A 21,431-nucleotide genomic window follows, 5' to 3' on the forward strand; every position below is an offset into this window, starting at 1 on the left:
AATTCACAGCATGGCAATCAATTTGAGCAAAGGCCGGCTTTCGCCTAGAGTGCGGCAGCCTTCCTGCCGTTCCGATTAAGCCTCACCAGTTCTAAGGTTATTCGATGGATATTACACTCTTCGGGCTCACGGTCACTGCCGCCGAAATGAGCGCTTTCGCCCAGGTCATCCTGATCGACGTCATCCTGTCGGGTGACAACGCGATCGTGATCGGCATGGCGGTTGCCGGCCTGCCGGCGGCGCAGCGCAACAAGATCATCGTCTACGGTATCCTTGCCGCCACCGTCCTGCGCATCATGTTTGCCAGCGTGGCCGTGCAGCTGCTGCAGATCATCGGCCTGACGCTCGCAGGCGGCATCCTGCTGCTCTGGGTCGCCTGGAAGATGTGGCGCGAATTGCGTGCACAGGCCAAGGCCGCCAAGGATGGCGCCAATGGTGGCGAGCCGGCCGAAAAGCCGGCGCCGAAGACCCAGCGCGAAGCGGTGATGCAGATCATCGTCGCCGACCTGTCGATGTCGATCGACAATGTGCTGGCGGTGGCGGGCGCTGCCCGCGACCATCCCTATATCCTGGGCTTCGGCCTGGTGCTGTCGATCGCGCTGATGGCCGTCGCCTCCAAGGCGATCGCCCGCCTGCTCGACCGGTATCACTGGATCGCCTATATCGGCCTGGTCATCATCGCCTATGTGGCACTGAAGATGATCTGGGACGGTGGCCACCAGGTGGCCCCGTTTATCCCCGCCCTCAACGGCGGCTGATTGCTGGCCTCCATCGACCCGGCCTGCGCCGGGTCGATGGAGCAGCAGCGTTCATTCCTTCCAGAAGCCTGCCACTGCATCGGCGAGATCCTCGCCATACAGATCCTTGAAGAAGTGGTCGGCACCATCGACTGTGATGCTGCGCAGATGGGCCAGCTTCGGCAGCGCCTGCAGGCGCTGCGGCAGGTCGGTCACGATCTCGTCGCCGCCGGCCACCACCACCAGCGTCGGACGCGGCAGCTTCGCCATCTGGCTCGGCGTATCGTTGCGGCCATCGGCAGCGTGATAATCGGCGAAGCTGGCTGCCGCCACGGTGGCATTCGGGCAATACATGAAGCCCGGCACCGCCATCATCTCTGCGCCTTTCCCCCCGGCCACCAGCGCCTCGGCCTTGCCAATCACCGGCGCGAAGTCGGCCTTGAAGCGCGCCTTGAACTCGCTTGCGGCACGGGTGCGATCAAAGGTGGTTGGGCCCGCCAGCACGATCTTCTGCACCGCAGCCGGCAGTTTGCCGCCGGCGGTCGCGGCATAGAAGGCGACCTGCGCGGCACCGCGTGAATGCCCGAGAATCCCGATCTTCGTGGCACCCGCCTTTGCAGCCCAATCGATCCAGGCGGCAATTTCACTGGCAGCCTGCGCATTGCTGTGGCGATGCGGCTGCGTGCAGTCATACATGCCCTTGCGGTCGGATATCCCGAGCGAGAGTGAGACGGCGAGCGTCGAGAGCCCGCGTTCGGCCAGCAGCGCCTGCTGCGCCTGCATGATCTCCATGCGGTTATGCGCCAGCGTGCCGTGCACCAGGATCAGCAGGCCGTCCTTCGCCGTTTTGCCCGGCGCCAGGGTCAGCTCGCCATCAAGGCCACGCCCCTCCTGCACCAGACGTACCGGCTCTGCCTGCGCCACGGCTGCTACACCGAGACAGCCCAGCAGGACCGTCATACGCAATATACGAAACATTGTTCTTCCTCCCCGGGCGCGGCGACCATTGATCGTGTATGCTCCATCAAATAACATCACCGCATGCCCTTTTCCCGCATTGCACAATTTTTATGTGTTTTAGCTGTCGCGCTGTTCGCTTCGCCTATACAGCCGTTGGCCCAGGCTAGGCCATCCCTGCAGCTGGTAATGTTCGAACGCGCTGACTGCCCCTGGTGCCGGGCCTGGCATCGCGAGATCGGCATCGGCTATGGCCAGTCGGATGAAGGCCTGCAGGCGCCGCTGCGCCGTGTCGACCTGGAAAAGCCCTGGCCGGCCGATCTGCCGAAGCTGCCGGTCCTCTATACGCCGACTTTCGTCCTGATGACCTGCCGCACGGAGCTGGCGCGCCTCGTCGGGTATCCCGGCGCTGACTTCTTTTATCCAAAAATCGCACAGTTGATTGCCGATCATGGCAAGAGCCTATCATGCCCCTGAGCAAAAACTCCACTTGCAAAGTGTGGAATGAGTTTGATATGGACTCCTTAACCCGCAGTCGACAGGCTGCACCACCGCCCCGAAGCATCATCGGGAGCAGTGGGGATAAACCGGAGGAACGATGCGACTGACGCGCCTGCTCGCCGCCGCAGCCCTGCTGCTGGCCCCCACACTGGTTCCGCCCGCCTTCGCCCAGAATGCCGAGGTTCGCGAACCCGGTCTGGTGCCCTATGTGGTCAAGGACTACGCCATTGAAAAGTCGCTGACCGGCAAGCCGGGCGATGCTGCCAAGGGCCGGCAATGGGCCATCACCGGTGGCCAGGGCAATTGCGTGATCTGCCACAAGATGCCGATCCCGGAAGTTGCCTTCCGCATTGGCAATGTCGGCCCGGACCTGAGCGAAGTCGGCGGCCGGCTGACGCCTGCCGAAATCCGCATGCGAATCGTTAACTCGAAGCTGCTGAACGAAGAGACCATCATGCCGGCCTATTACCGGGTCAGCGGCCTGACCCGCGTGGCGCCAGCCTTTGCCAACAAGCCAATGCTGAGCGCCGAACAGGTCGAGGATCTGGTCGCGTATCTGTCGACGCTGAAATAAGCACCCCCTTTACGACGCAGGAGTGTCTGTCATGTCCGAACCCCTTCATCTGCCCAAACGCCAGAGCGGCCTGAACCGGCGCCAGGCGGTGGCCGCCTTCGGTGCGGTGGCTGCCCTGACGCCGTTTGCCGCCGCCGCCTCGCCAGAAACGGCCAAGAAGGCGCTGAGCGATCTCGTCAAGGCCGAGCCCAAGGCCGGCAAGGTGCAGATCAAGACCCAGGAAATCGCCGAGAACGGCAACACCGTCCCGGTGACCATCGCGGTCGACAGCCCGATGACCGACAAGGACTACGTCAAAGCGATCCATGTGGTCGCCGACCGCAATCCGCAGCCGGGCGTCGCCTCCTTCATGCTGACGCCGGCCAACGGCAAGGCAGAAGTGCAGTTGCGCATGCGCATGGCCGAGACGCAGAACATCATCGCCGTCGCCGAGATGAGTGATGGCACGGCCTGGACAGCGACCCGCGAAGTCAAGGTCACCATTGGCGGCTGCGGCGGCTGAGCGAAGCGGATCAGGAAAGGATCATACCATGGCTGAAGATATCAAGCCGCGCATCCGGGTGCCGCAGAGCGCCAAGAAGGATGAAATCATCGAGATCAAGACGCTGATCTCGCATCCGATGGAATCGGGTCAGCGCAAGGATTCGCAGGGCAAGACCATCCCGCGCAAAATCATCAACAAGATGACCGTTGCCTTCAATGGCAAGCCGGTGTTCGAAGCGCGGCTGGAACCCGCCATCTCGGCGAATCCGTATCTGTCGTTCTTCCTCAAATGCACCCAGAGCGGCAGCCTGGAATTCACCTGGACCGACGACGACGGCAGCACCTACAAGGCCACCCAGGCCATCACGGTCAGCTGAGGATATGCGCATGCCCCAAACGCATTCCTTGGCGCGCATTATCTGTGCCGCAGCCGCCTCGCTGGTATTGCTGTCCGGCCTGACTGCCTGCGACAACAAGCAGTCGGCCGGAGCCAACGATTCCGAGGTTCTGGCCGAGTATCGCGCCAATCCGAAATATGCCGACCGCATCACCGGTGACAAATTCTCGGGTTATGTTTTTGCCTCGCCCGAGACGCAGGCAATGCAGGACGACGATTTCGAGAATCCGGGCATGCTGGCGGTGCAAGATGGCGAGGGCGAATGGGGCAAGGTGGTCGGCAGTGCCGGCAAGTCCTGCGCCTCCTGCCATAACGACGCCAAGAGCATGAAGGGCGTCGCCGTTGCCTATCCGAAATACGAACCCAAGGTTGGCAAGCTTGCCAATATCGAGCAGCGCATCAACCTGTGCCGCACCGAGAACATGAAGGCCCCGGCACTGCGCTGGGAATCGAAGGAGCTGCTCGGCCTGACCGCCCTGGTCGAATACCAGTCGCGCGGTCTGCCGATCAGTGTGCGCATCGATGGCCCGGCCAAGCCCTTCTTCGAGGAAGGCAAGAAGTTCTACTACACCCGGCGCGGCCAGATGGACGTTGCTTGCGCTCATTGCCACGAAGCCAATGCCGGCATGAATATCGGTGTCGAGAATCTCAGCCAGGGCCAGTCGAACGGTTATCCGACCTATCGCCTGAAATGGCAGGCTTTCGGTTCGCTGCATCGCCGGTTTGAAGGCTGCAACGAAGAAGTGCGCGCACAGCCCTATCCGCGCGGCTCCGACGAATACACCAATCTCGAACTCTTCGTCGCCTGGCGCGGCAACGGCCTGAAATCCGAAGCACCCAGCGTCCGCCGCTAATCGTCCGCCCTGTATAGGGCGGACGCATATTCTCGTTGTACAGAAATTTAGTGTTGTCGTTCATTTTACAGGGCTGATGAAATGCTGAGTCGCCGCGATATCCTGCAAGCCGGAGCTGCCGCAGCGGTGCTGATGGGTGGCGCTCCCGTCGGCGCTCTAGCTGCCGCGCAGAAGATCAGCCAGGCCGACCTGCTGCGCTTCCAGCCGCTCGGCCAGGTGACGCTGCTGCATTTCACCGATATTCACGCCCAGATCGTGCCGCTGCATTTCCGCGAACCCAGCGTCAATATCGGCGTCGGCGCTGCACTCGGCCTGCCGCCCCATCTGGTCGGCAGCCACCTGCTGAAGCAGTTCGGCATCAAGACCGGTTCGCCCGAGGCGCATGCACTGGCCTATAACGATTTTGCGCAATTGGCCAAGGATTACGGCCGGCTTGGCGGCGCCGCGCAACTCGCGACACTGGTGAAGGCAATCCGCGCCGAACGGCCGAACAACACGCTGCTGCTCGATGGCGGCGACACCTGGCAGGGCAGCTACACCTCGCTGGCCGAAAAGGGTGGCGACATGGTGAAGGTGATGCAGGCGCTGGGCGTCGATGCCATGACCGCCCATTGGGAATTCACCTACGGCGCCGAGCGGGTGAAGCAGATCACCGAAAGCATGGGCATTCCCTTCCTGTGCGGCAACGTGAAGGACACCAGCTTTGGCGATGAGGTGTTCGAGGCGGTGAAAGTGTTCGAACGCGGCGGGGTGAAGATCGCCGTAATCGGCCAGGCCTTCCCCTACACGCCGATCGCCAATCCGCGCTACCTGATTCCCGACTGGTCGTTCGGCATCGAGGAAGAGAAGGTGCAGCAGCGCGTCGATGCGGCGCGTGCCGGCGGCGCCGATCTGATCGTGCTGCTGAGCCATAACGGCTTCGATGTCGACCGCAAGCTGGCCGGCCGGGTCAAGGGCATCGACGTGATCCTGACCGGTCATACCCATGACGCCATTCCGGCGGCCATCAAGGTCGGGAATACGCTGCTGGTGGCGCCTGGCAGCCATGGCAAATTCCTTGCCCGCCTCGATCTGGATGTGAAAAACAAAAAAGTTGCCGATTACCGCTTCCGCCTGATCCCGGTGTTTTCCGATGCGATCACGCCGGATCCGGCGATGCAGAAACTGGTCGACGATATCCGCGCACCACACAAAGCCGTGCTCGACAAGGTCTACGGCCGGGCCGACTCACTGCTGTATCGCCGCGGCAATTTCAACGGCACGTTTGACGACCTGATCTGCCAGGCCATGCTGGCGGAGCGCGAGGCCGAGATCGCGCTGTCGCCGGGCTTCCGCTGGGGCGCCTCGCTGCTGCCCGGCCAGGCGATCACCGGCGATATCCTGTATTCGCAGACGGCGATCACCTATCCCAATGTCTATCGCAACCAGATGACCGGCGAATTCCTCAAGACCGTGCTGGAGGATGTGGCCGACAACCTGTTCAATCCCGATCCCTACTACCAGCAGGGCGGCGACATGGTCCGCGTTGGCGGGCTGGCCTACAGCATCGATGTGTCGAAGCCGATCGGCCAGCGCATCTCCAACATGACACTGCTGCGCACCAACCAGCCGGTCGAAGCCGGCAAGAGCTATACGGTCGCCGGCTGGGCCTCGATCAACGAGGGCACGGAAGGACCGCCGATCTACGATCTGGTCGGCAAATACATCGCCGCGAAGAAAAACATCGCCATCCCGGAAAACCGCAGCGTCAAGGTGACCGGCGCCGACCCGCGCGGCATGGCATCGTAGGAGGCCGCACATCATGACCACACCGAATGATCCCTCCCGCCGCCGCTTCCTGACCTCGTCTGCTATCGGGGGCCTGACGCTGGTGGCCGGCGCCGGTGTCGGCGAGGCGATGGCTGCGGGCGATGACAACCTGCCGCCCAATGTGCCGGAATGGATGAAGACGCTGGGCCCCGGCGTCACCGCCAATCCCTATGGCAGTCCATCCGCCTACGAGAAAAACACCATCCGCCGCAACGTGCCCTGGCTGACGGCGACGGAAGAATCCTCGATCAACTTCACGCCGCTGCATGAACTCGATGGCATCATCACGCCAAGCGGCCTGTGTTTCGAACGCCATCATGGCGGCGTGCCCGACATTGACCCTGAACAGCACCGGCTGATGATCCACGGTCTGGTTGATCGCCCGCTGATCTTCACCATGGCCGATCTGATGCGCTTCCCCTCGGTCAGCCGCATCCATTTCCTCGAATGCCCGGCCAATGGCGGCATGGAGTGGAAGGGCGCGCAGATGGCCGGCGTGCAGTTCAGCCATGGCATGGTGCATTGCTGCGAATGGACCGGCGTGAAACTGTCCACCCTGCTGGCTGAAGTCGGCGTCAAGAAGAACGCCAAATGGGTACTGGCCGAGGGCGCCGATGCCGCCGCGATGACGCGCAGCATCCCGCTGGCCAAGGCGATGGACGACATCATCGTCTGTTATTCGCAGAACGGTGAACGCATCCGGCCTGAGAACGGCTATCCCTTGCGCCTGCTGGTGCCGGGCTGGGAAGGCAACGTGAATATCAAGTGGCTGCGCCGCATCAAGGTGGGCGACCAGCCCTGGCACCATCGCGAGGAAACCTCGAAATACACCGACCTGATGCCGGACGGCAAAGCGCGCCAGTTCACCTTCGTGCAGGAAGCCAATTCGGTCATCACTTCGCCCTGCCCGGAAAAGCCACTGAAACACGGCAAGGGCTTCTACGAGATCCGCGGCATCGCCTGGTCCGGCTATGGCAGGATCAAGAAGGTGGATATCTCCACCGATGGCGGCATGAACTGGCGCAGCGCCGAGTTGCAGGGCCCGGTGCTGTCGCGCTGCCTCACCCGCTTCCGTTTGCCGCTGCAATGGGATGGGCGGCCGCTGCTGCTGCAAAGCCGCGCTGCCGATGACAGCGGCTATGTGCAGCCCAGCATCGAAACCTTGCGCAAGGCGCGCGGCTTCAATTCGATCTATCACAAGAATTCGATCCATACCTGGCGCGTGCGTCCCGATGGCGAGGTTGAGAATGTCCAGATCGCTTAAAGCTTTCGCCATCCTTCTCGCCTTCGCCGCCATGCCTGCGCTGGCACAGGACAAGTCGAAACGCTTCGGCTTCGGCACACCGGCCACGGCCGAACAGATCGCCGGCTGGAATATCGACGTGCGCGGCCCCGATGGCGCCGGCCTGCCGCCTGGCAAGGGCAATGTCTCTGCCGGCGAAGAGCTGTATATGGCCCAGTGCTCTGCCTGCCACGGCGAATTCGGCGAGGGCGCCGGCCGTTATCCTGAACTGATCGGCGGCCGTGGCACGCTGAAATCCGACGACCCGCGCAAGACCATCGACAGCTACTGGCCGCATGGTCCCGGCCTGTATGACTACATCTTCCGCGCCATGCCGTTTGGCGCGCCGCAGAGCCTGACGCCTGACCAAGTCTATTCGATTGTCGCCTGGCTGCTGAACCAGGGCGACCTATGGCCAGCCGACAAGGATCTCGACGCTGCCGCCCTGCGTGCCATCAAACTGCCGAACCGCGACGGTTTCATCGCCGGCGGTGATCCGCGCCCGGATGTGCAACCCGATACCTGCATGACCAATTGCCGCAAGACACCACCGAGGATCACCAGCGACCTGGCCGCCCGGCTGGGCGTGACGCCATCGCAGAAGGCGGCCGACTGATGACCACGCGGCGGCTGTTTCTGGGAGGACTGGCCCTGCTGCCGATGACAGCCCGGGCCCAGGCCAGCAAATTCGCCGATCCGCAGCCGACCATCGACGCACCCCGGAAGATCGTGCTCAGCATCTCGGAAGATGATCCGAAACGGATCGCCGCCGTGCTGAGCAACATCACCAATATCCAGAAATATTACGATGCCACCCAGGTGAAACTGGCCGTCATCGCCTATGGACCCGGGCTGATCGCTGTGCTCAAGGGCAGTCCGGTGGCGGGCCGCATCGCCAGCCTGCAGGATCTGGAGGTCGACTTCATCGGCTGCGGCGCTACATTGGATACCATGAAAAGGCCCCCGTCCGACCTGCTGCCCAACGTGACCGTCGTGGCCAACGGCCTGCCGGAGATCGTCGAGCGCAGCCTGCGCGGCTGGATTCACCTGCACCCGTGATGCCCCCATGCTGACCCGCCGCACGCTCCTCGCTGCCCTGCCCGCCCTGGCCATCGCGCCGGCTGGTCTTGCCGCGCCGGTCAACGATGACGGCCTGCATATCCAGGACTGGTTCCTCGACAGTTTCCTCGACCTCAAGCAGGATATCGAGGAGGCTGCCGCCAAGGGCAAGCGGGTGGCGCTGAGCTTCGAGCAGCGCGGCTGCATCTACTGCACCGAGATGCATGAGAAGCATCTCTCCGATCCGGTGATCAGCAGCTATATCCGCCAGCATTTCGAGATGATCCAGCTCAACCTGTTCGGCGCTCGCGAGGTCACAGATCTGGATGGCCGCGCCCTGCCCGAAAAGGAAATGGGCCGGCGCTGGGGAGTATCCTCCTCACCCACCATCCTGTTCCTGCCCGACAAGCCGCTGAAAGGCTCGGCCAAGGATGTCGCTCCGGCCCGCATGCGCGGCCTGCTGCCGCCGCCGGCCTTCCTCGCCATGTTCAAATTCGTCGCCGAACGCGCCTACGAAAAGATGGAATTCCCCGCCTATCTGGCGCAGCATCACATCGGTGCGGCCAAGGCGGCCGCGACACCCAGCAACTGAACTTTTACGTCTGCCATCCGCGTGCGCGCTAAACAGGCCGGCTACGGCCTCACCCTCTTCCTCACTTCGGCCGGCGCGCTGATCGTCGAGATCGTCGCCGGACGCATGCTGGCGCCCCATGTTGGCATGTCGCTCTATACCTGGACCGCGATCATCGCCGTGGTGCTGGCGGGCCTATCCATTGGCCACTGGATCGGTGGCCTGCTGGCGGCCCCGCAGGTGACACACAGGCGGGCCCTGCGCGGCATCGCCCTGGCGCTGCTGCTGGCCGGGTTGACGGCGGCTGGCGCAGCGCCGCTGCTCACATGGCTCGCGGCCATGCTGGGCGGTGAAAACACCGCACCGCTGCTGCTGATCGTGTTGCTGGCCGCTGGCGTATTCCTGCTGCCAAGCCTGTTTGTCGGCATCGTTTCGCCGGTGCTGACCAAGCTGGCGATCGACGATGCGCCCGCACAACAGGGCCCGATCATCGGCCGCATGTTTGCCCTGGGTGCGGCCGGCAGCATCCTCGGCACACTCAGCGCGGGTTACCTGTTCATCGCCTGGATCGGTTCGAGCGGTACCATGCTGGCGGTGGCAGCCCTGTATCTGGTGTTCGCCGCGCTGTTCTGGCAGGGCAACCGGGCGCTCACCACGGCCGCTATCGTGGTGGCGATTATCGGCAGCATCGGCCTGAGCCGCCTGCCCGCTTTCGCCGCGCCCTGCGCCACCGAAAGCGACTACTACTGCATCCGCATCGTTGATTTCGCGCCGCAGAGCGGCCGGCCATCCTCTGCCATGGTGCTGGACCATCTGGCGCACAGCATCAACGACCGCGACGATCCAACCCTGCTCTACAGCCCCTATCTGCATTTCGTCGCCGAACGCAGCGAACGCCTGCTGGGTCATCGCGCCACCCCACGGGCCTACTTCATTGGTGGCGGAGCCTTCACCCTGCCGCGCGCCTGGGCCGCGCTGTATCCACAGGCCGAACTGATTGTGGCCGAAATCGATCCGGCCGTGACGCAGATGGCAGCGCAGGCCATGTGGCTCGATCCTGCCGCACCGGCCTTGCGCATCCGTCACACTGATGCTCGCCGCCTGCTCGCCAGCCTGCCGGCGCAGCCGACATTTGATCTGGTGCTGGGAGATGCCTTCCATGACTACGCCATTCCCGCCCATCTGGTGACCCGCGAATTCCACCAGATCATCCGCCAGCGCCTGGCACCGAAGGGTGCCTATGCAATCAACGTGATCGACCAGAGCGAAAATCCGCGCTTCACCTTCAGCCTGGTCAAGACAATGCAGCGCGATTTTCCTGCCGTCGAAGTCTGGCTTGATGACGAGAGCCGCCGGCGCGGCGGGCGGGTCACCTTTGTCGTGCTCGGTCTGCTGGAGCCGAGCGAGACGCCAAGCCTGCGGGTCACACAGCCCTTCCGCCGCACATGGCTGCGCTGGCCACAGGAAGATCTCGATGCGCGCATTGCTGCCGCCGATGTGCCGGTACTGACGGATGATTTCGCGCCGGTCGACCGGCTGATGGCCGGCTTCGTCTTCCGGCCCGACGAAATGCTGCGCCAGCGCTAGCTGGCAGGAACCTGCCCCACTTCCTGGGCCGCCCTGCGGGCACGGAAGCGATCAATCGCCACCGCCACCTCGCCAGCCAGTGCCGACGAATCGCGATCGGGATGGAACAGGGCCAGCACGGCATCGGCCAGTGTCTTCAGCAGGTCGAATGACTTCTGCCCGTCGAAGCTGAAGACGAAATCCTGACCGCGCTCGTACATCTGCCTGGCCGGCAGCAGCAGGCGATCACAGATCTGGCCGACATATACCTGCTCGGTATCGGCAACGCGGCGCTTGATATCTTCGGCCGAAGATATCATGTCGCGCAGCATCGCCAGTGTATTGGCATCCGGCATGGTCTGCGTCTTGTAAAGCGGCACGATCTGGGCGGCGACGAAAGCGATGCGGAAGGCAGATGCGCGCAGGCGCTGCTGGTTAATCTGCTCGTTCATCATCATGATCGCCTGCTGCAGCGTGCGAGCGTCGAAGTCCTCGCCGGTCAGCTTGGCGCGCATCGGATTGGGCACCTCGAACAGCGGCACATTGCTTTCACGCCGGGCCTCCACACGCCGCCGGTCGGGGCCAATATAGTCGGAGGTGACAACGAAGGGTTTGCGATTCATGCCAACCGCCTCGAGGCGATCAAGCAATCCCTTGGTCGACAATGGTTTGATCAGCAGGTCGTCGGCGCCGGCATCCATCAGCTTGCGCACCACAGTCTGTTCAGCTTCCCAGGTGGTGAGAATCACCGGCAGATAGGGGTTGATGCCAAGCCGGCCATGGCGCAGGTCCGATACCAGCTGGGCGACATTGCCGCCCGGCAGGCTGATATCCATCAGGATCAGATCGGGCTGCGCCACGGCGACCAGATCGATGAAGCCGTCCAATGTGTCGAATTCGCGCAGGTTGGTGTAACCCGCCCCGATCATCGCCTGACGATACAGCGCACGCGACCCCTGTGCCGGGTCTCCGTACAGGATACGCACCTCGTGACGATGACCGGTCTGCATGCCGCGATCCTACGGACCGCGGCCATCGACAATCAAGCACCAGTTCAGTGATCAATTGGTGTATCAGCGCACGCGCGGCTTGGCGCGTGCGGTCGGTGTAGCCGCCAGAGGATCCTCCGGCCAGTCGTGTTTGGGGTATTGGCCACGCATCTCTGCCCGCACAGCGCGATAGCTGGACTGCCAAAACCCGGCCAGATCGCTGGTAACCTGCAAGGGTCGGCGCGCTGGCGAGAGCAGATGCAGCACCAGCTTCACCCGGCCACCGGCAATGGCGGGCGTATCGGCATAGCCGAACATCTCCTGCAGCCGCACGGCCAGTACTGGCACATCGCCCTGGGTATAATCGAGCGGAATGGTTGAGCCGGATGGCACGCGCCAATGTGTCGGTGCCTCGGCGTCCAACACCTTCTGTTGGGCATAATCGAGCTGATGGGTCAGCGCCGCATGCAGATCGATAGCCGCCAATTGCGACAGTTTGGCGATACTGTCCAGATACGGCCCCAGCCATTCGGCCAGCCGTGCGGTCAGGGCGGCATCGCTCATATCGGGCCATTCGGCCGCCGTCGGCAGATGCAGGCGCAGCAACGCTACCCGCGCCTGCCATTGCCGCAGTCCCGCCGACCAGGGCAGCACATCAAGGCCGCGTTTGGCGATGGCCTCCAGCAGGGCGCTGCGGATGGCCTCTGCCGGCGGATCGGGCAGCGGCTTTTCCCGCAGCACCAGGGCACCGAAACGGCGCTGCCGGCGCGCCAGCACGGCGTTGCTGCGCTCATCCCATTCCACCGCATCGCGCGTCTCGATCAGAGGGGCAAACTGCGCCTCGATGCCGGCCTCGTCGATCGGCGCGGCCAGAAACACCCGCGCATCCGCCTGGGCGCCATCGACCTCGGCAATCGCGAGATAGTCCTCGCGACTCAAGGCATCGAGCGGGTCAAGCCTGGCGCCACGGCCATTACTGAGCAGGAAACTGCCGCCACCACCGCGCTTCTTCGCCACACGGTCAGGATAGGCGAGCGCCACCAGCAGGCCCGCCTCATCGACCGGCCCCTGATGCGGTGATGCCTTGATCTGGCGCCGCCAGTCAGACGCCAGTTTGCGAATCTGGCGCACCGCATTCATATCAACCTGCAGTCCATGCGGAGCCGACTGCCGCTCGCTTTCCCCCGCGACGATTTCCAGCCGCCAGCGCAGATCGGTATCCCGTGCCGCGCCACGCGGCACGCGGGCAATGTCGCGTTCTCCCAGCAAGGCAGCCAGCGCACAGGACAGGCCGCCAAAGCCCTGCGCATGACCACGGATCACCATATGTGCCAGCCGCGGATGCAGCGGCAGTTCCGCCATCGCTTTACCATGCGCCGTCACCGCACCGGCAGCATCGATGGCCTCCAGCTCACGCAACAGTTCCTGGGCATAGCCCATCGCCGCATCCGGCGGCGGATCGAGCCAGGGCAGCGCCTTGGCATCCCGCACGCCCCAGACGGCCAGATCGAGTGCCAGTGACGTCAGGTCGGTGACGGCGATTTCCGGCGCCGTGAATTTCGGCAGGCCGCCATGGGCCGCCTCGGCCCAGAGGCGGTAACAGATGCCCGGCCCAAGACGGCCTGCACGGCCGCGGCGCTGGTCGGCCGAGGCCTGGCTGACCCGCACGGTTTCCAGCTTGGCCATGCCGGTGCTGGGCGAGAAGCGCGGCTGGCGCATGTAGCCACTGTCTACCACCACGCGCACGCCCTCGATGGTGAGCGAACTTTCCGCAATCGAGGTCGACAACACAACTTTGCGTCGACCGGCCGGACTGGGTCGCAGGGCTTCATCCTGCTGGGCACCCGGCAGGTCGCCGTAAAGCGGCTGCACGCTGATGCTGGCCGGCAGGCGTGCCTCGGCCAGCAGGCTCTCGACCCGGCGGATCTCGGCCACGCCAGGCAGAAAAACCAGCAGATCGCCCTCGGTTTCCAGCAGGGCGTCCTGCACTACGGCGGCAACGGCCACATCAAGGCGTATCTGCGGCGATACTGCACGCCAGCGGGTTTCGACCGGATAGCTCTGGCCCGAACCGGTGATGATCGTGCAATCGCCCATCAATTTCGCAAACGGGGCCGCGTCCAGCGTGGCCGACATCGCCACCAGCCGCAGATCGGGCCGCAGCGCTGCCTGCGCTTCCAGACAAAGCGCCAGGCTGGCGTCGGAATCGAGGCCACGTTCGTGGCATTCGTCGAACAGCACGGCCGCGACGCCCTTCAGTTCCGGATCGCGCTGCAGCCGGCGCAGGAAAACGCCATCGGTATTCAGCTCGATCCGCGTCTTCGGCCCCACCTTGCTGTCGAGCCGGACGCGGTAGCCGACCGTTTCGCCCACGACCTCGCCCAGCAGGTCGGCCATCCGCTTGGCCGCCATGCGCGCCGCCAGCCGGCGCGGCTCGAGCACGATGATACGCCCCTGCTGGGACCAGCTCTCATCCAGCAGCGCCAGCGGCAGCACCGTGGTCTTGCCCGAGCCCGGCGGCGCCTGCACGACCAGATTGCTGGCCTGTGACAGACTCGTGCAGACTTCGGGCAGGATCGCCTGAATCGGCAGTGCATGAGAGAGTTGCAAATTTTGCAATGTTCGCGCGCCCGACAAGCTGAAATGGTACGATTTTAGCGAAACACGGTCAGATGTCCGAGCTCCCTATCGCCGCCGCCGCCCCTGCCTCGCCGGCGCCTGCCTCAGCCCCCCCGCTCAAGGCGATGGCCATGATGGTCGGGTCGGCCCTGTGTTTCTGCGTCATGCATGCCTTGGTCGCCAAAGCATCGCAAGAGGTGCCCCCGATCGAAGTTGCGTTTTTCCGCAACCTGTTCGGCTTCGTGGTGCTGCTGCCGGCCATCATGCGCAGCCGCTTCACGGCGTTCCGCACCACCAAGCTGCATCTGCACGCCATCCGTGGCGGGCTGAACAGCGTTTCGATGATGATGTTCTTCACCGCGCTGGCAATCACGCCCCTGGCCGAAGCGACGGCCCTGTCCTACACCGCGCCGCTATTCATGACCATTGGCGCGGTGCTGGTGCTGCATGAGAAGATCCATGCCCGCCGCATGGTCGCGCTGGCGATCGGTTTCCTCGGCGCCCTGGTAGTGCTGCGCCCCGGCATGGTGCCGATCGGGCTGGGCCCCATGCTGGTGATCGGTTCAACCGTGCTGTGGGCTGGCTCGATGCTCGACATCAAGATTCTGGCCCGCACCGATTCCAGCCTCACCATCGCCACCTACATGGTGGTTTTCCTGATGCCGATCACGCTGGTGGCCGCGCTGTTCGTCTGGCAATGGCCGACCTGGGAGCAGCTCGGCATCATGTTCCTGCTCGGCGCCTGCGGATCGGCCGGCCACATGCTCTTCACCGAAGCCTTCCGCCACGGAGACACCACGGCCCTGATGCCGCTCGATTTCACCAAGCTGATCTGGGCCTCGATCATCGGCTTCCTGTTTTTTGGTCAGATGCCCGATATGTGGACCTGGATCGGCGGCACAGTGATCTTCGCCAGCGCCACCTACCTATCCTACCGCGAGCATCAGCTGGCCCGGCGCGCGAAAGCCGATGCCAAACTGGCGGCCATTCCTGAGGCAGCCCCCGCGCAGGCAGCCGATCTGCCCCGAAGTTAGGCATTAGGGGCCTTATTCCGCGGCGCAACATATTGTACCCCTAGGGCTATTTACAAGTTCGGCTGAATCCCGTTTGATTTGCACCGCGTTCGGAACACCGGGCGTCAGGGAGCAAATAACAACGAGCGTTCGGGATAATGGCCGACGACTATATTCTTACGACCGAGGGTCTGACCAAGGAGTTCGCCGGCTTTATTGCGGTGAAAGACGTCAACCTCCAGGTTCGCCGCCACACCATACACGCTCTGATCGGCCCTAACGGGGCAGGCAAGACGACGTGCTTCAATCTGCTGACCAAATTTCTGATCCCGAGTCGGGGGCGGATCACCTACAACGGTCGCGACATCACCAGCCAGAAGCCCGCGGATATCGCACGCTCAGGCATGGTGCGCAGCTTCCAGATCTCGGCGGTGTTTCCGCATTTGAGCCTTCTGGAGAATGTGCGCGTGGCGCTGCAGCGACCGCTGGGGACCAGCTTCCACTTCTGGCGGTCGGAGAACAGCCTGAACGTGATGAACGACCGGGCGGAAGAGCTGCTGCAGGCGGTCGGCCTGATCGAGTACCGCAAGCATACGGCAGTGGAGCTGCCATATGGGCGCAAACGCGCCCTGGAGATCGCCACCACGCTGGCGCTTGAACCCGAAATGATGCTGTTGGACGAGCCGATGGCGGGCATGGGGCATGAAGATATCGACAAGATTTCCGACCTGATCAAGACCGTGGCGCAAAACCGCACGGTATTAATGGTCGAGCACAATCTCAGTGTTGTAGCCAAGCTGTCCGACACCATCACGGTGCTGCGCCGGGGCGAGATCCTGGCCGAGGGCAACTACGACACGGTGTCGAAGAACCCGGAAGTAATTGAAGCGTATATGGGGACCGGCCATGCATAACGGATCAACCGAGTTGGCCGTTTCAGAGCTGAATGCCTGGTATGGCGAGAGCCATATCCTGCATGGCATGCAGTTCGAGGTGAAAAAGGGCGAGGTGGTCACCCTGCTGGGCCGCAACGGCGCGGGCAAGACCACGACGATGAAGGCGGTGATGGGGATGATCCCGAGCCGCAAGGGTTCGGTGCAGTTCGAGGGCCAGGAACTGATCCAGTTGCCATCGAACAAGATCGCCAAGCTGGGGCTGGCCTTCTGCCCGGAAGAGCGCGGCATTTTCTCCAGCCTGAATGTCTATGAGAATCTGACGCTGCCGCCAGTGGTGAAAGGCGGCGGCATGAGCCTGGAGGAGATTTACCAGATCTTCCCCAACCTGAAGGAACGCCTGAAAAGCCAGGGTACCAAGCTCTCTGGCGGCGAGCAGCAGATGCTGGCGATTGGCCGCATCCTGCGCACCGGGGCGACGCTGCTGCTGCTGGACGAGCCGACCGAAGGTCTGGCGCCGGTGATCGTGCAGCAGATCGGCGCGATGATCCGGCTGCTGAAAGAGAAGGGCTTCACGATTTTGCTGGTGGAGCAGAATTTCCGCTTCGCCAGCACGGTGGCCGACCGTCATTACATCGTCGAGCACGGCAAGGTGATCGACATGATTCCGAACGACCAGATCAGTCAAAACACAAAAAAACTCGAGTCTTATCTCGGCGTATAAAATAGATCCAACCAGGAGGAAATGACCATGCGTTTCAAGAATGTGCTCGTTACGACGGCCGCCGTGCTGGCTGCCGGCGCAGCCAATGCCCAGATGTCCGATGGCGTGATCAAGATCGGCGTGATGAATGACCAGTCTGGCCTCTATGCCGACGTGTCCGGTCCGGGCGGCACCTGGGCGGCCAAGAAGGCGGTCGAGGATTACGGCGCCGCCGCCAAGGGCCTGAAGGTCGAGGTGGTCTTCGCCGATCACCAGAACAAGCCTGACGTCGGCTCCAACGTCGCCCGCCAGTGGTATGACGTCGACAAGGTCGACGTGATTGTCGACGTGCCGACCTCGTCGGTCGCACTCGCGATCAACCAGATCACCAAGGAGAAAAACAAGGTCTTCCTCGGCTCTGGCCCGGCGACCGCCGATCTCACCGGTCCGGCCTGCACGCCCAACACCGTGCACTGGACCTACGATACCTGGGCGCTGGCCAACGGTACCGGCAAGGCGATCGTGGAAACCGGCGGCAAGAGCTGGTTCTTCCTGACCGCCGATTACGCCTTCGGTCATGCACTGGAGCGTGACACCAAGGCAGTGGTCGAGGCGAATGGCGGCAAGGTTCTCGGCGCCGTCCGCACGCCCTTCCCGGGCACCGACTTCTCGTCCTTCCTGCTGCAGGCGCAGGCCTCGAAGGCGCAGATCATTGGTCTGGCCAATGCCGGTGGCGATACCATCAACTCGATCAAGCAGGCCTCCGAATTCGGCATCGTTGAAGGCGGCCAGAAGCTTGCCGGCATGCTGATGTTCGACACCGATATCCATGCGCTGGGCCTGAAGACGGCCCAGGGCCTGAACTTCACCACTGCCTGGTACTGGGATGCCAACGACAACAACCGTGCCTTCGCCAAGGATTTCGCGGCGGCCAACGGCGGCAAGTATCCGACCATGGTGCATGCCGGCATCTATTCGTCGGTCATCCACTACCTGAAGGCTGTCGAGGCGCTGAAGAGCGACGCCGATGGCGCCAAGGTCGTGGCCAAGATGAAGGAAATGCCGAGCGACGATAAGCTGTTCGGCAAGGGCACCGTGCGTGAGGACGGCCGCCATATGCATGACATGTACCTCGTCGAGGTGAAGAAGCCGGCTGAGTCGAAGAAGCCGTGGGATTACCTCACCGTGAAGAAGACCATTCCGGCCAACGAAGCTTTCCGCCCGCTCAAGGACGGCAACTGCCCGCTGGTGAAGAAGAGCTAAATCCAAGCTGCAACCGGAGCCGTTGGGCCTATTGCCCGGCGGCTCCGGCCAGTCTTTCAGCCTGCGGCCGTGCTTCCTGCGGCCCCAGGCTCAAAGACTGCCAAACGGCAGATGATGAAACGACAGGGTTAAAGAGGGGACGTTTAAGCGATGTTCGAACTGCTCGGCATACCGCCGCAGGCATTGTTCGGCCAGCTGCTGCTTGGTCTGATCAATGGAGCTTTCTACGCCATGCTCAGCCTGGGTCTGGCGGTGATCTTCGGCCTGCTCAACGTCATCAACTTCACCCATGGCGCGCAGTATATGATGGGCGCCTTTGCCGCCTGGATGCTGCTGGAATGGGGTGGCGTGCCCTACTGGGGCTCGCTGATTCTGGTACCGGTGATCATCGGCGCCACCGGCGTGGCAATGGAAAAGCTGTTCCTGAAACGGCTGTACCATCTCGACCACCTCTATGGTCTGCTGCTCACCTTCGGTCTGGCCCTGATCCTTGAGGGCTTCTTCCGCAAGCAGTTCGGCTCGTCCGGCCTGCCCTATCCCAATCCGCTGCCCGGCGGCACCCGGCTCGACTTCATGTTCCTGCCCAACTACCGGGCCTGGGTCGTGGTCGCCTCGCTGGTGCTGTGCTTCGGCACCTGGTTCATGATCGAGCGCACCAAGCTGGGCTCTTACCTGCGCGCCGCGACCGAACGCCCGGACCTGGTGCAGGCCTTTGGCATCAACGTGCCGCGCATGATCACGCTGACCTACGGCTTCGGCGTCGGCCTGGCGGCCCTCGCCGGCGTGCTGGCCGCGCCGATCTACAACGTCAACCCGGTGATGGGCTCCAACCTCATCATCATCGTCTTTGCCGTGGTCGTCATCGGCGGTATGGGCTCGATCCTGGGCGCCATCATCACCGGCTTTGCACTCGGCATCATCGAGGGCCTGACCAAGGTGTTCTACCCGGAAGCCTCGAACACCGTGATCTTCATCATCATGGCGATCGTGCTGATGGTGAAGCCCGCCGGCCTGTTCGGCACGCCGAAGTGAGGATGTCCATATGAGCAATGCCGCCATCACCGCCGACCAGTCCGCCGCCAAACCCGGCACCCGCAACCGCGACCTCATCATCTTCGCCATTCTGCTGGCCATCGGCCTGGTGGCACCGGCGCTGATCTACCCGGTCTTCCTGATGAAGGTGCTGTGCTTCGCGCTGTTTGCCTGCGCTTTCAACCTGTTGATCGGCTATGTCGGGCTGCTGTCGTTTGGCCACGCCATGTTCTTCGGCTTCGCTGCCTATGTCAGCGGCTATTCGGTCAAGGCCTGGGGCTTCTCGCCCGAGCTGGGTATCCTGGCCGGCACTGCCTGCGCAGCATTGCTCGGCCTGGTCACGGGCCTGCTCGCCATCCGCCGCCAGGGCATCTATTTCGCCATGGTGACGCTGGCGCTATCGCAGATGGTGTTCTTCTACTGCGTGCAGGCCAAGTTCACCGGTGGCGAGGATGGCATCCAGGCGATCCCGCGCCGCGCCCTGTTCGGACTGATCGACGTCAAGAGCGACATTGCCTTCTACTACCTGGTGCTGGCGATCTTCTGCTTCGGCTTCCTGGTGATCTGGCGCGCCATCCACTCGCCATTTGGCCAGGTGCTGAAGGCGATCCGCGAGAACGAGCCGCGCGCCATCTCGCTGGGATATCGCGTCGACCAGTACAAGCTGCTCGCCTTCGTGCTCTCGGCCACGCTGGCCGGCCTGGCCGGTGCCACCAAGGCGCTGGTCTTCCAGCTGGCCTCGCTGACCGACGTGACCTGGCAGATGTCGGGCGAGGTCGTGCTGATGACCCTGGTTGGCGGCATGGGCACCGTCTTCGGCCCCATCGTCGGTGCCGCCATCATCATCACCATGCAGAACTATCTTGCCGGCTTCGGCGAATGGGTGCTGGTGATCCAGGGCTTCATCTTCGTCATCGTCGTGCTCGCCTTCCGCAAGGGCATTGTCGGCGAGATACAGGACTGGTGGACACGACGGGTCAACAAGGCCTGACGCACTCGCCCATCCAAACGACAACGGCCCGCTCTTTGGCGGGCCGTTTCATTTCAGGCAGCCGACGGATCAGCTTTTCTGGGCACCCAGGCCGATACGGCCGCGGTCATAGGCCTGGCTGGCACGCCGGCACCAGGACGAGTTATCGAGATACCACTGCACCGTCGCCTTGAGCCCGGCATCGAGCGCGTAGCCCGGTTTCCAGCCCAACTCGCGCTCGGCCTTCGACGGGTCGATAGCATAGCGCGCATCATGGCCCGGCCGGTCGGTCACATAGGTGATCTGCGCGGCATAACCCTTGCCGTCCTGGCGCGGCACCAGGCCGTCGAGCACGGCACAAAGCCGGTTGACCAGGTCGATATTGCGTTGCTCGCTGCGCGACCCGACCAGATAGGTCTCGCCCGGCAGCCCCTTTTCGACCGCCAGCTGCAGGGCGGCAGCATGATCGTCCACATGAATCCAGTCGCGCACCTGCAGGCCCTTGCCATAGATCGGCAGCGGCTTGCCTTCCAAGGCATTGAGCACGGTGAGCGGGATCAGCTTTTCCGGGAACTGGTACGGGCCGTAATTGTTGCCGCAGTTGGTGACCAGGATCGGCAGACCGTAGGTGCGGCCGAAGGCGCGCGCCAGATGGTCCGACGAGGCCTTGCTGGCGGCATAGGGCGAGTTCGGCTTGTAGGGGCTGTGCTCGTCGAACAGCCCGGTCTCCCCCAGTTCGCCATAGACCTCGTCAGTCGAAACCTGCAGATGGCGGAACTGGCCCTTGGCCGTGGCGTCCAGGCCGCGCCAGTGGTCCAGCGCCGCTTCCAGCAGCACCAGGCTGCCATTCACATTGGTGTCGATGAAGGGCGCAGGGCTGTCGATGGAGCGGTCGACATGGCTCTCGGCCGCCAGATGGTAAACCGCCTGCGGCTTGACCGCGGCATAGATGCGCTTGATCCCCGCGCGGTCGCAGATATCGACCTGCTCGAAGCTGTGCAGTTCCGGATGCGGCAGGGCCGCGATATTGTCCGGATTGCCGGCATAGGTCAGCTTGTCGATGGTGACGACGCGACGTTTCTGGGCATTGAGCCGGCGAACCAGGGCGGAGCCGATGAAGCCGGCGCCGCCGGTGACGATAACGGTCATGGAAAATCTC

22 protein-coding genes are annotated in these 21,431 nt (G+C 63.2%); 18 read left to right on the plus strand and 4 right to left on the minus strand.

Features of this window, described 5'->3' with window-relative positions:
- Positions 1–104: 104 nt before the first annotated feature.
- Positions 105–758, plus strand: a complete 654-nt coding sequence (locus tag AAG799_RS02205) for a TerC family protein (RefSeq protein WP_341894154.1) — start codon at positions 105–107, stop codon at positions 756–758.
- A gap of 51 nt (positions 759–809) precedes the next feature.
- Here the strand turns inward: AAG799_RS02205 and AAG799_RS02210 are convergent, their stop codons facing one another.
- Positions 810–1,715, minus strand: a complete 906-nt coding sequence (locus AAG799_RS02210) for an alpha/beta hydrolase (protein WP_341894155.1) — start codon at positions 1,713–1,715, stop codon at positions 810–812.
- A gap of 168 nt (positions 1,716–1,883) precedes the next feature.
- Here AAG799_RS02210 and AAG799_RS02215 point away from each other — a divergent pair, with 168 nt between their 5' ends.
- From AAG799_RS02215 to AAG799_RS02265, 11 genes are all read left to right on the plus strand, one after another.
- Positions 1,884–2,171 (plus strand): thioredoxin family protein, encoded by a 288-nt coding sequence (locus AAG799_RS02215; RefSeq protein ID WP_341894156.1) that lies wholly within the window; start codon positions 1,884–1,886, stop codon positions 2,169–2,171.
- 121 nt (positions 2,172–2,292) lie between these two features.
- Positions 2,293–2,769, plus strand: coding sequence for a sulfur oxidation c-type cytochrome SoxX (gene soxX, locus AAG799_RS02220; protein WP_341894157.1), 477 nt, complete (start codon positions 2,293–2,295; stop codon positions 2,767–2,769).
- A gap of 31 nt (positions 2,770–2,800) precedes the next feature.
- Positions 2,801–3,271: a thiosulfate oxidation carrier protein SoxY gene (soxY, locus tag AAG799_RS02225; RefSeq protein WP_341894158.1), complete on the plus strand. Its 471-nt coding sequence runs from the start codon at positions 2,801–2,803 to the stop codon at positions 3,269–3,271.
- Positions 3,272–3,299: 28 nt separating this feature from the next.
- On the plus strand, positions 3,300–3,629 hold the full coding sequence (soxZ, locus tag AAG799_RS02230) for a thiosulfate oxidation carrier complex protein SoxZ (protein ID WP_341894159.1): 330 nt from the start codon (positions 3,300–3,302) through the stop codon (positions 3,627–3,629).
- A 10-nt stretch (positions 3,630–3,639) separates the two neighbouring features.
- A complete protein-coding gene (soxA, locus tag AAG799_RS02235) occupies positions 3,640–4,503 on the plus strand; it encodes a sulfur oxidation c-type cytochrome SoxA (RefSeq protein ID WP_341894160.1) in 864 nt (287 codons plus the stop codon).
- Between the two features lie 81 nt (positions 4,504–4,584).
- The gene (gene soxB / locus AAG799_RS02240; protein WP_341894161.1) at positions 4,585–6,291 is read left to right on the plus strand and encodes a thiosulfohydrolase SoxB; all 1,707 of its coding nucleotides are present in this window, start codon (positions 4,585–4,587) and stop codon (positions 6,289–6,291) included.
- 13 nt (positions 6,292–6,304) lie between these two features.
- Positions 6,305–7,576, plus strand: a complete 1,272-nt coding sequence (gene soxC / locus AAG799_RS02245; protein ID WP_341894162.1) for a sulfite dehydrogenase — start codon at positions 6,305–6,307, stop codon at positions 7,574–7,576.
- Positions 7,560–8,210, plus strand: coding sequence for a cytochrome c (locus AAG799_RS02250; protein ID WP_341894163.1), 651 nt, complete (start codon positions 7,560–7,562; stop codon positions 8,208–8,210). Before soxC ends, AAG799_RS02250 begins: the two co-directional genes overlap by 17 nt.
- Entirely contained in the window at positions 8,210–8,653 is a 444-nt protein-coding gene (locus AAG799_RS02255; protein WP_341894164.1) for a hypothetical protein, read from the plus strand. Before AAG799_RS02250 ends, AAG799_RS02255 begins: the two co-directional genes overlap by 1 nt.
- Positions 8,654–8,660: 7 nt before the next feature.
- Positions 8,661–9,245, plus strand: a complete 585-nt coding sequence (locus tag AAG799_RS02260; protein ID WP_341894165.1) for a thioredoxin family protein — start codon at positions 8,661–8,663, stop codon at positions 9,243–9,245.
- A 21-nt stretch (positions 9,246–9,266) separates the two neighbouring features.
- Complete coding sequence (locus AAG799_RS02265) at positions 9,267–10,811, plus strand: fused MFS/spermidine synthase (protein WP_341894166.1); 1,545 nt, start codon at positions 9,267–9,269, stop codon at positions 10,809–10,811.
- Here AAG799_RS02265 and AAG799_RS02270 read toward each other — a convergent pair.
- Together AAG799_RS02270 and hrpB are read right to left on the minus strand one after the other, a co-directional pair.
- Positions 10,808–11,800, minus strand: a complete 993-nt coding sequence (locus tag AAG799_RS02270) for a response regulator (RefSeq protein ID WP_341894167.1) — start codon at positions 11,798–11,800, stop codon at positions 10,808–10,810. The genes AAG799_RS02265 and AAG799_RS02270 overlap by 4 nt on opposite strands.
- A 63-nt stretch (positions 11,801–11,863) precedes the next feature.
- Positions 11,864–14,389, minus strand: a complete 2,526-nt coding sequence (hrpB, locus tag AAG799_RS02275) for an ATP-dependent helicase HrpB (protein WP_341894168.1) — start codon at positions 14,387–14,389, stop codon at positions 11,864–11,866.
- A 62-nt stretch (positions 14,390–14,451) separates the two neighbouring features.
- On the opposite strand from hrpB, the gene AAG799_RS02280 reads away from it, so the two are divergent.
- From AAG799_RS02280 to AAG799_RS02305, 6 genes are all read left to right on the plus strand, one after another.
- Positions 14,452–15,432, plus strand: coding sequence for a DMT family transporter (locus AAG799_RS02280; protein WP_341894169.1), 981 nt, complete (start codon positions 14,452–14,454; stop codon positions 15,430–15,432).
- A 137-nt stretch (positions 15,433–15,569) separates the two neighbouring features.
- The gene (locus tag AAG799_RS02285) at positions 15,570–16,325 is read left to right on the plus strand and encodes an ABC transporter ATP-binding protein (RefSeq protein ID WP_341894170.1); all 756 of its coding nucleotides are present in this window, start codon (positions 15,570–15,572) and stop codon (positions 16,323–16,325) included.
- Positions 16,318–17,028 carry an ABC transporter ATP-binding protein gene (locus AAG799_RS02290; protein ID WP_341894171.1) on the plus strand — a complete coding sequence of 237 codons (711 nt, stop codon included), beginning with the start codon at positions 16,318–16,320 and terminating at the stop codon, positions 17,026–17,028. Before AAG799_RS02285 ends, AAG799_RS02290 begins: the two co-directional genes overlap by 8 nt.
- A gap of 27 nt (positions 17,029–17,055) precedes the next feature.
- Positions 17,056–18,270, plus strand: coding sequence for an ABC transporter substrate-binding protein (locus AAG799_RS02295; RefSeq protein WP_341894172.1), 1,215 nt, complete (start codon positions 17,056–17,058; stop codon positions 18,268–18,270).
- A gap of 150 nt (positions 18,271–18,420) precedes the next feature.
- Complete coding sequence (locus tag AAG799_RS02300; protein WP_341894173.1) at positions 18,421–19,302, plus strand: branched-chain amino acid ABC transporter permease; 882 nt, start codon at positions 18,421–18,423, stop codon at positions 19,300–19,302.
- Between the two features lie 10 nt (positions 19,303–19,312).
- Positions 19,313–20,293, plus strand: coding sequence for a branched-chain amino acid ABC transporter permease (locus AAG799_RS02305; RefSeq protein ID WP_341894174.1), 981 nt, complete (start codon positions 19,313–19,315; stop codon positions 20,291–20,293).
- 69 nt (positions 20,294–20,362) lie between these two features.
- Here the strand turns inward: AAG799_RS02305 and rfbB are convergent, their stop codons facing one another.
- Positions 20,363–21,421, minus strand: a complete 1,059-nt coding sequence (gene rfbB / locus AAG799_RS02310) for a dTDP-glucose 4,6-dehydratase (protein ID WP_341894175.1) — start codon at positions 21,419–21,421, stop codon at positions 20,363–20,365.
- Positions 21,422–21,431: the final 10 nt, after the last annotated feature.

The sequence above is a fragment of the Ferrovibrio terrae genome, assembly GCF_943371255.1.
Classification (GTDB): Bacteria; Pseudomonadota; Alphaproteobacteria; order Ferrovibrionales; family Ferrovibrionaceae; genus Ferrovibrio; species Ferrovibrio terrae_B.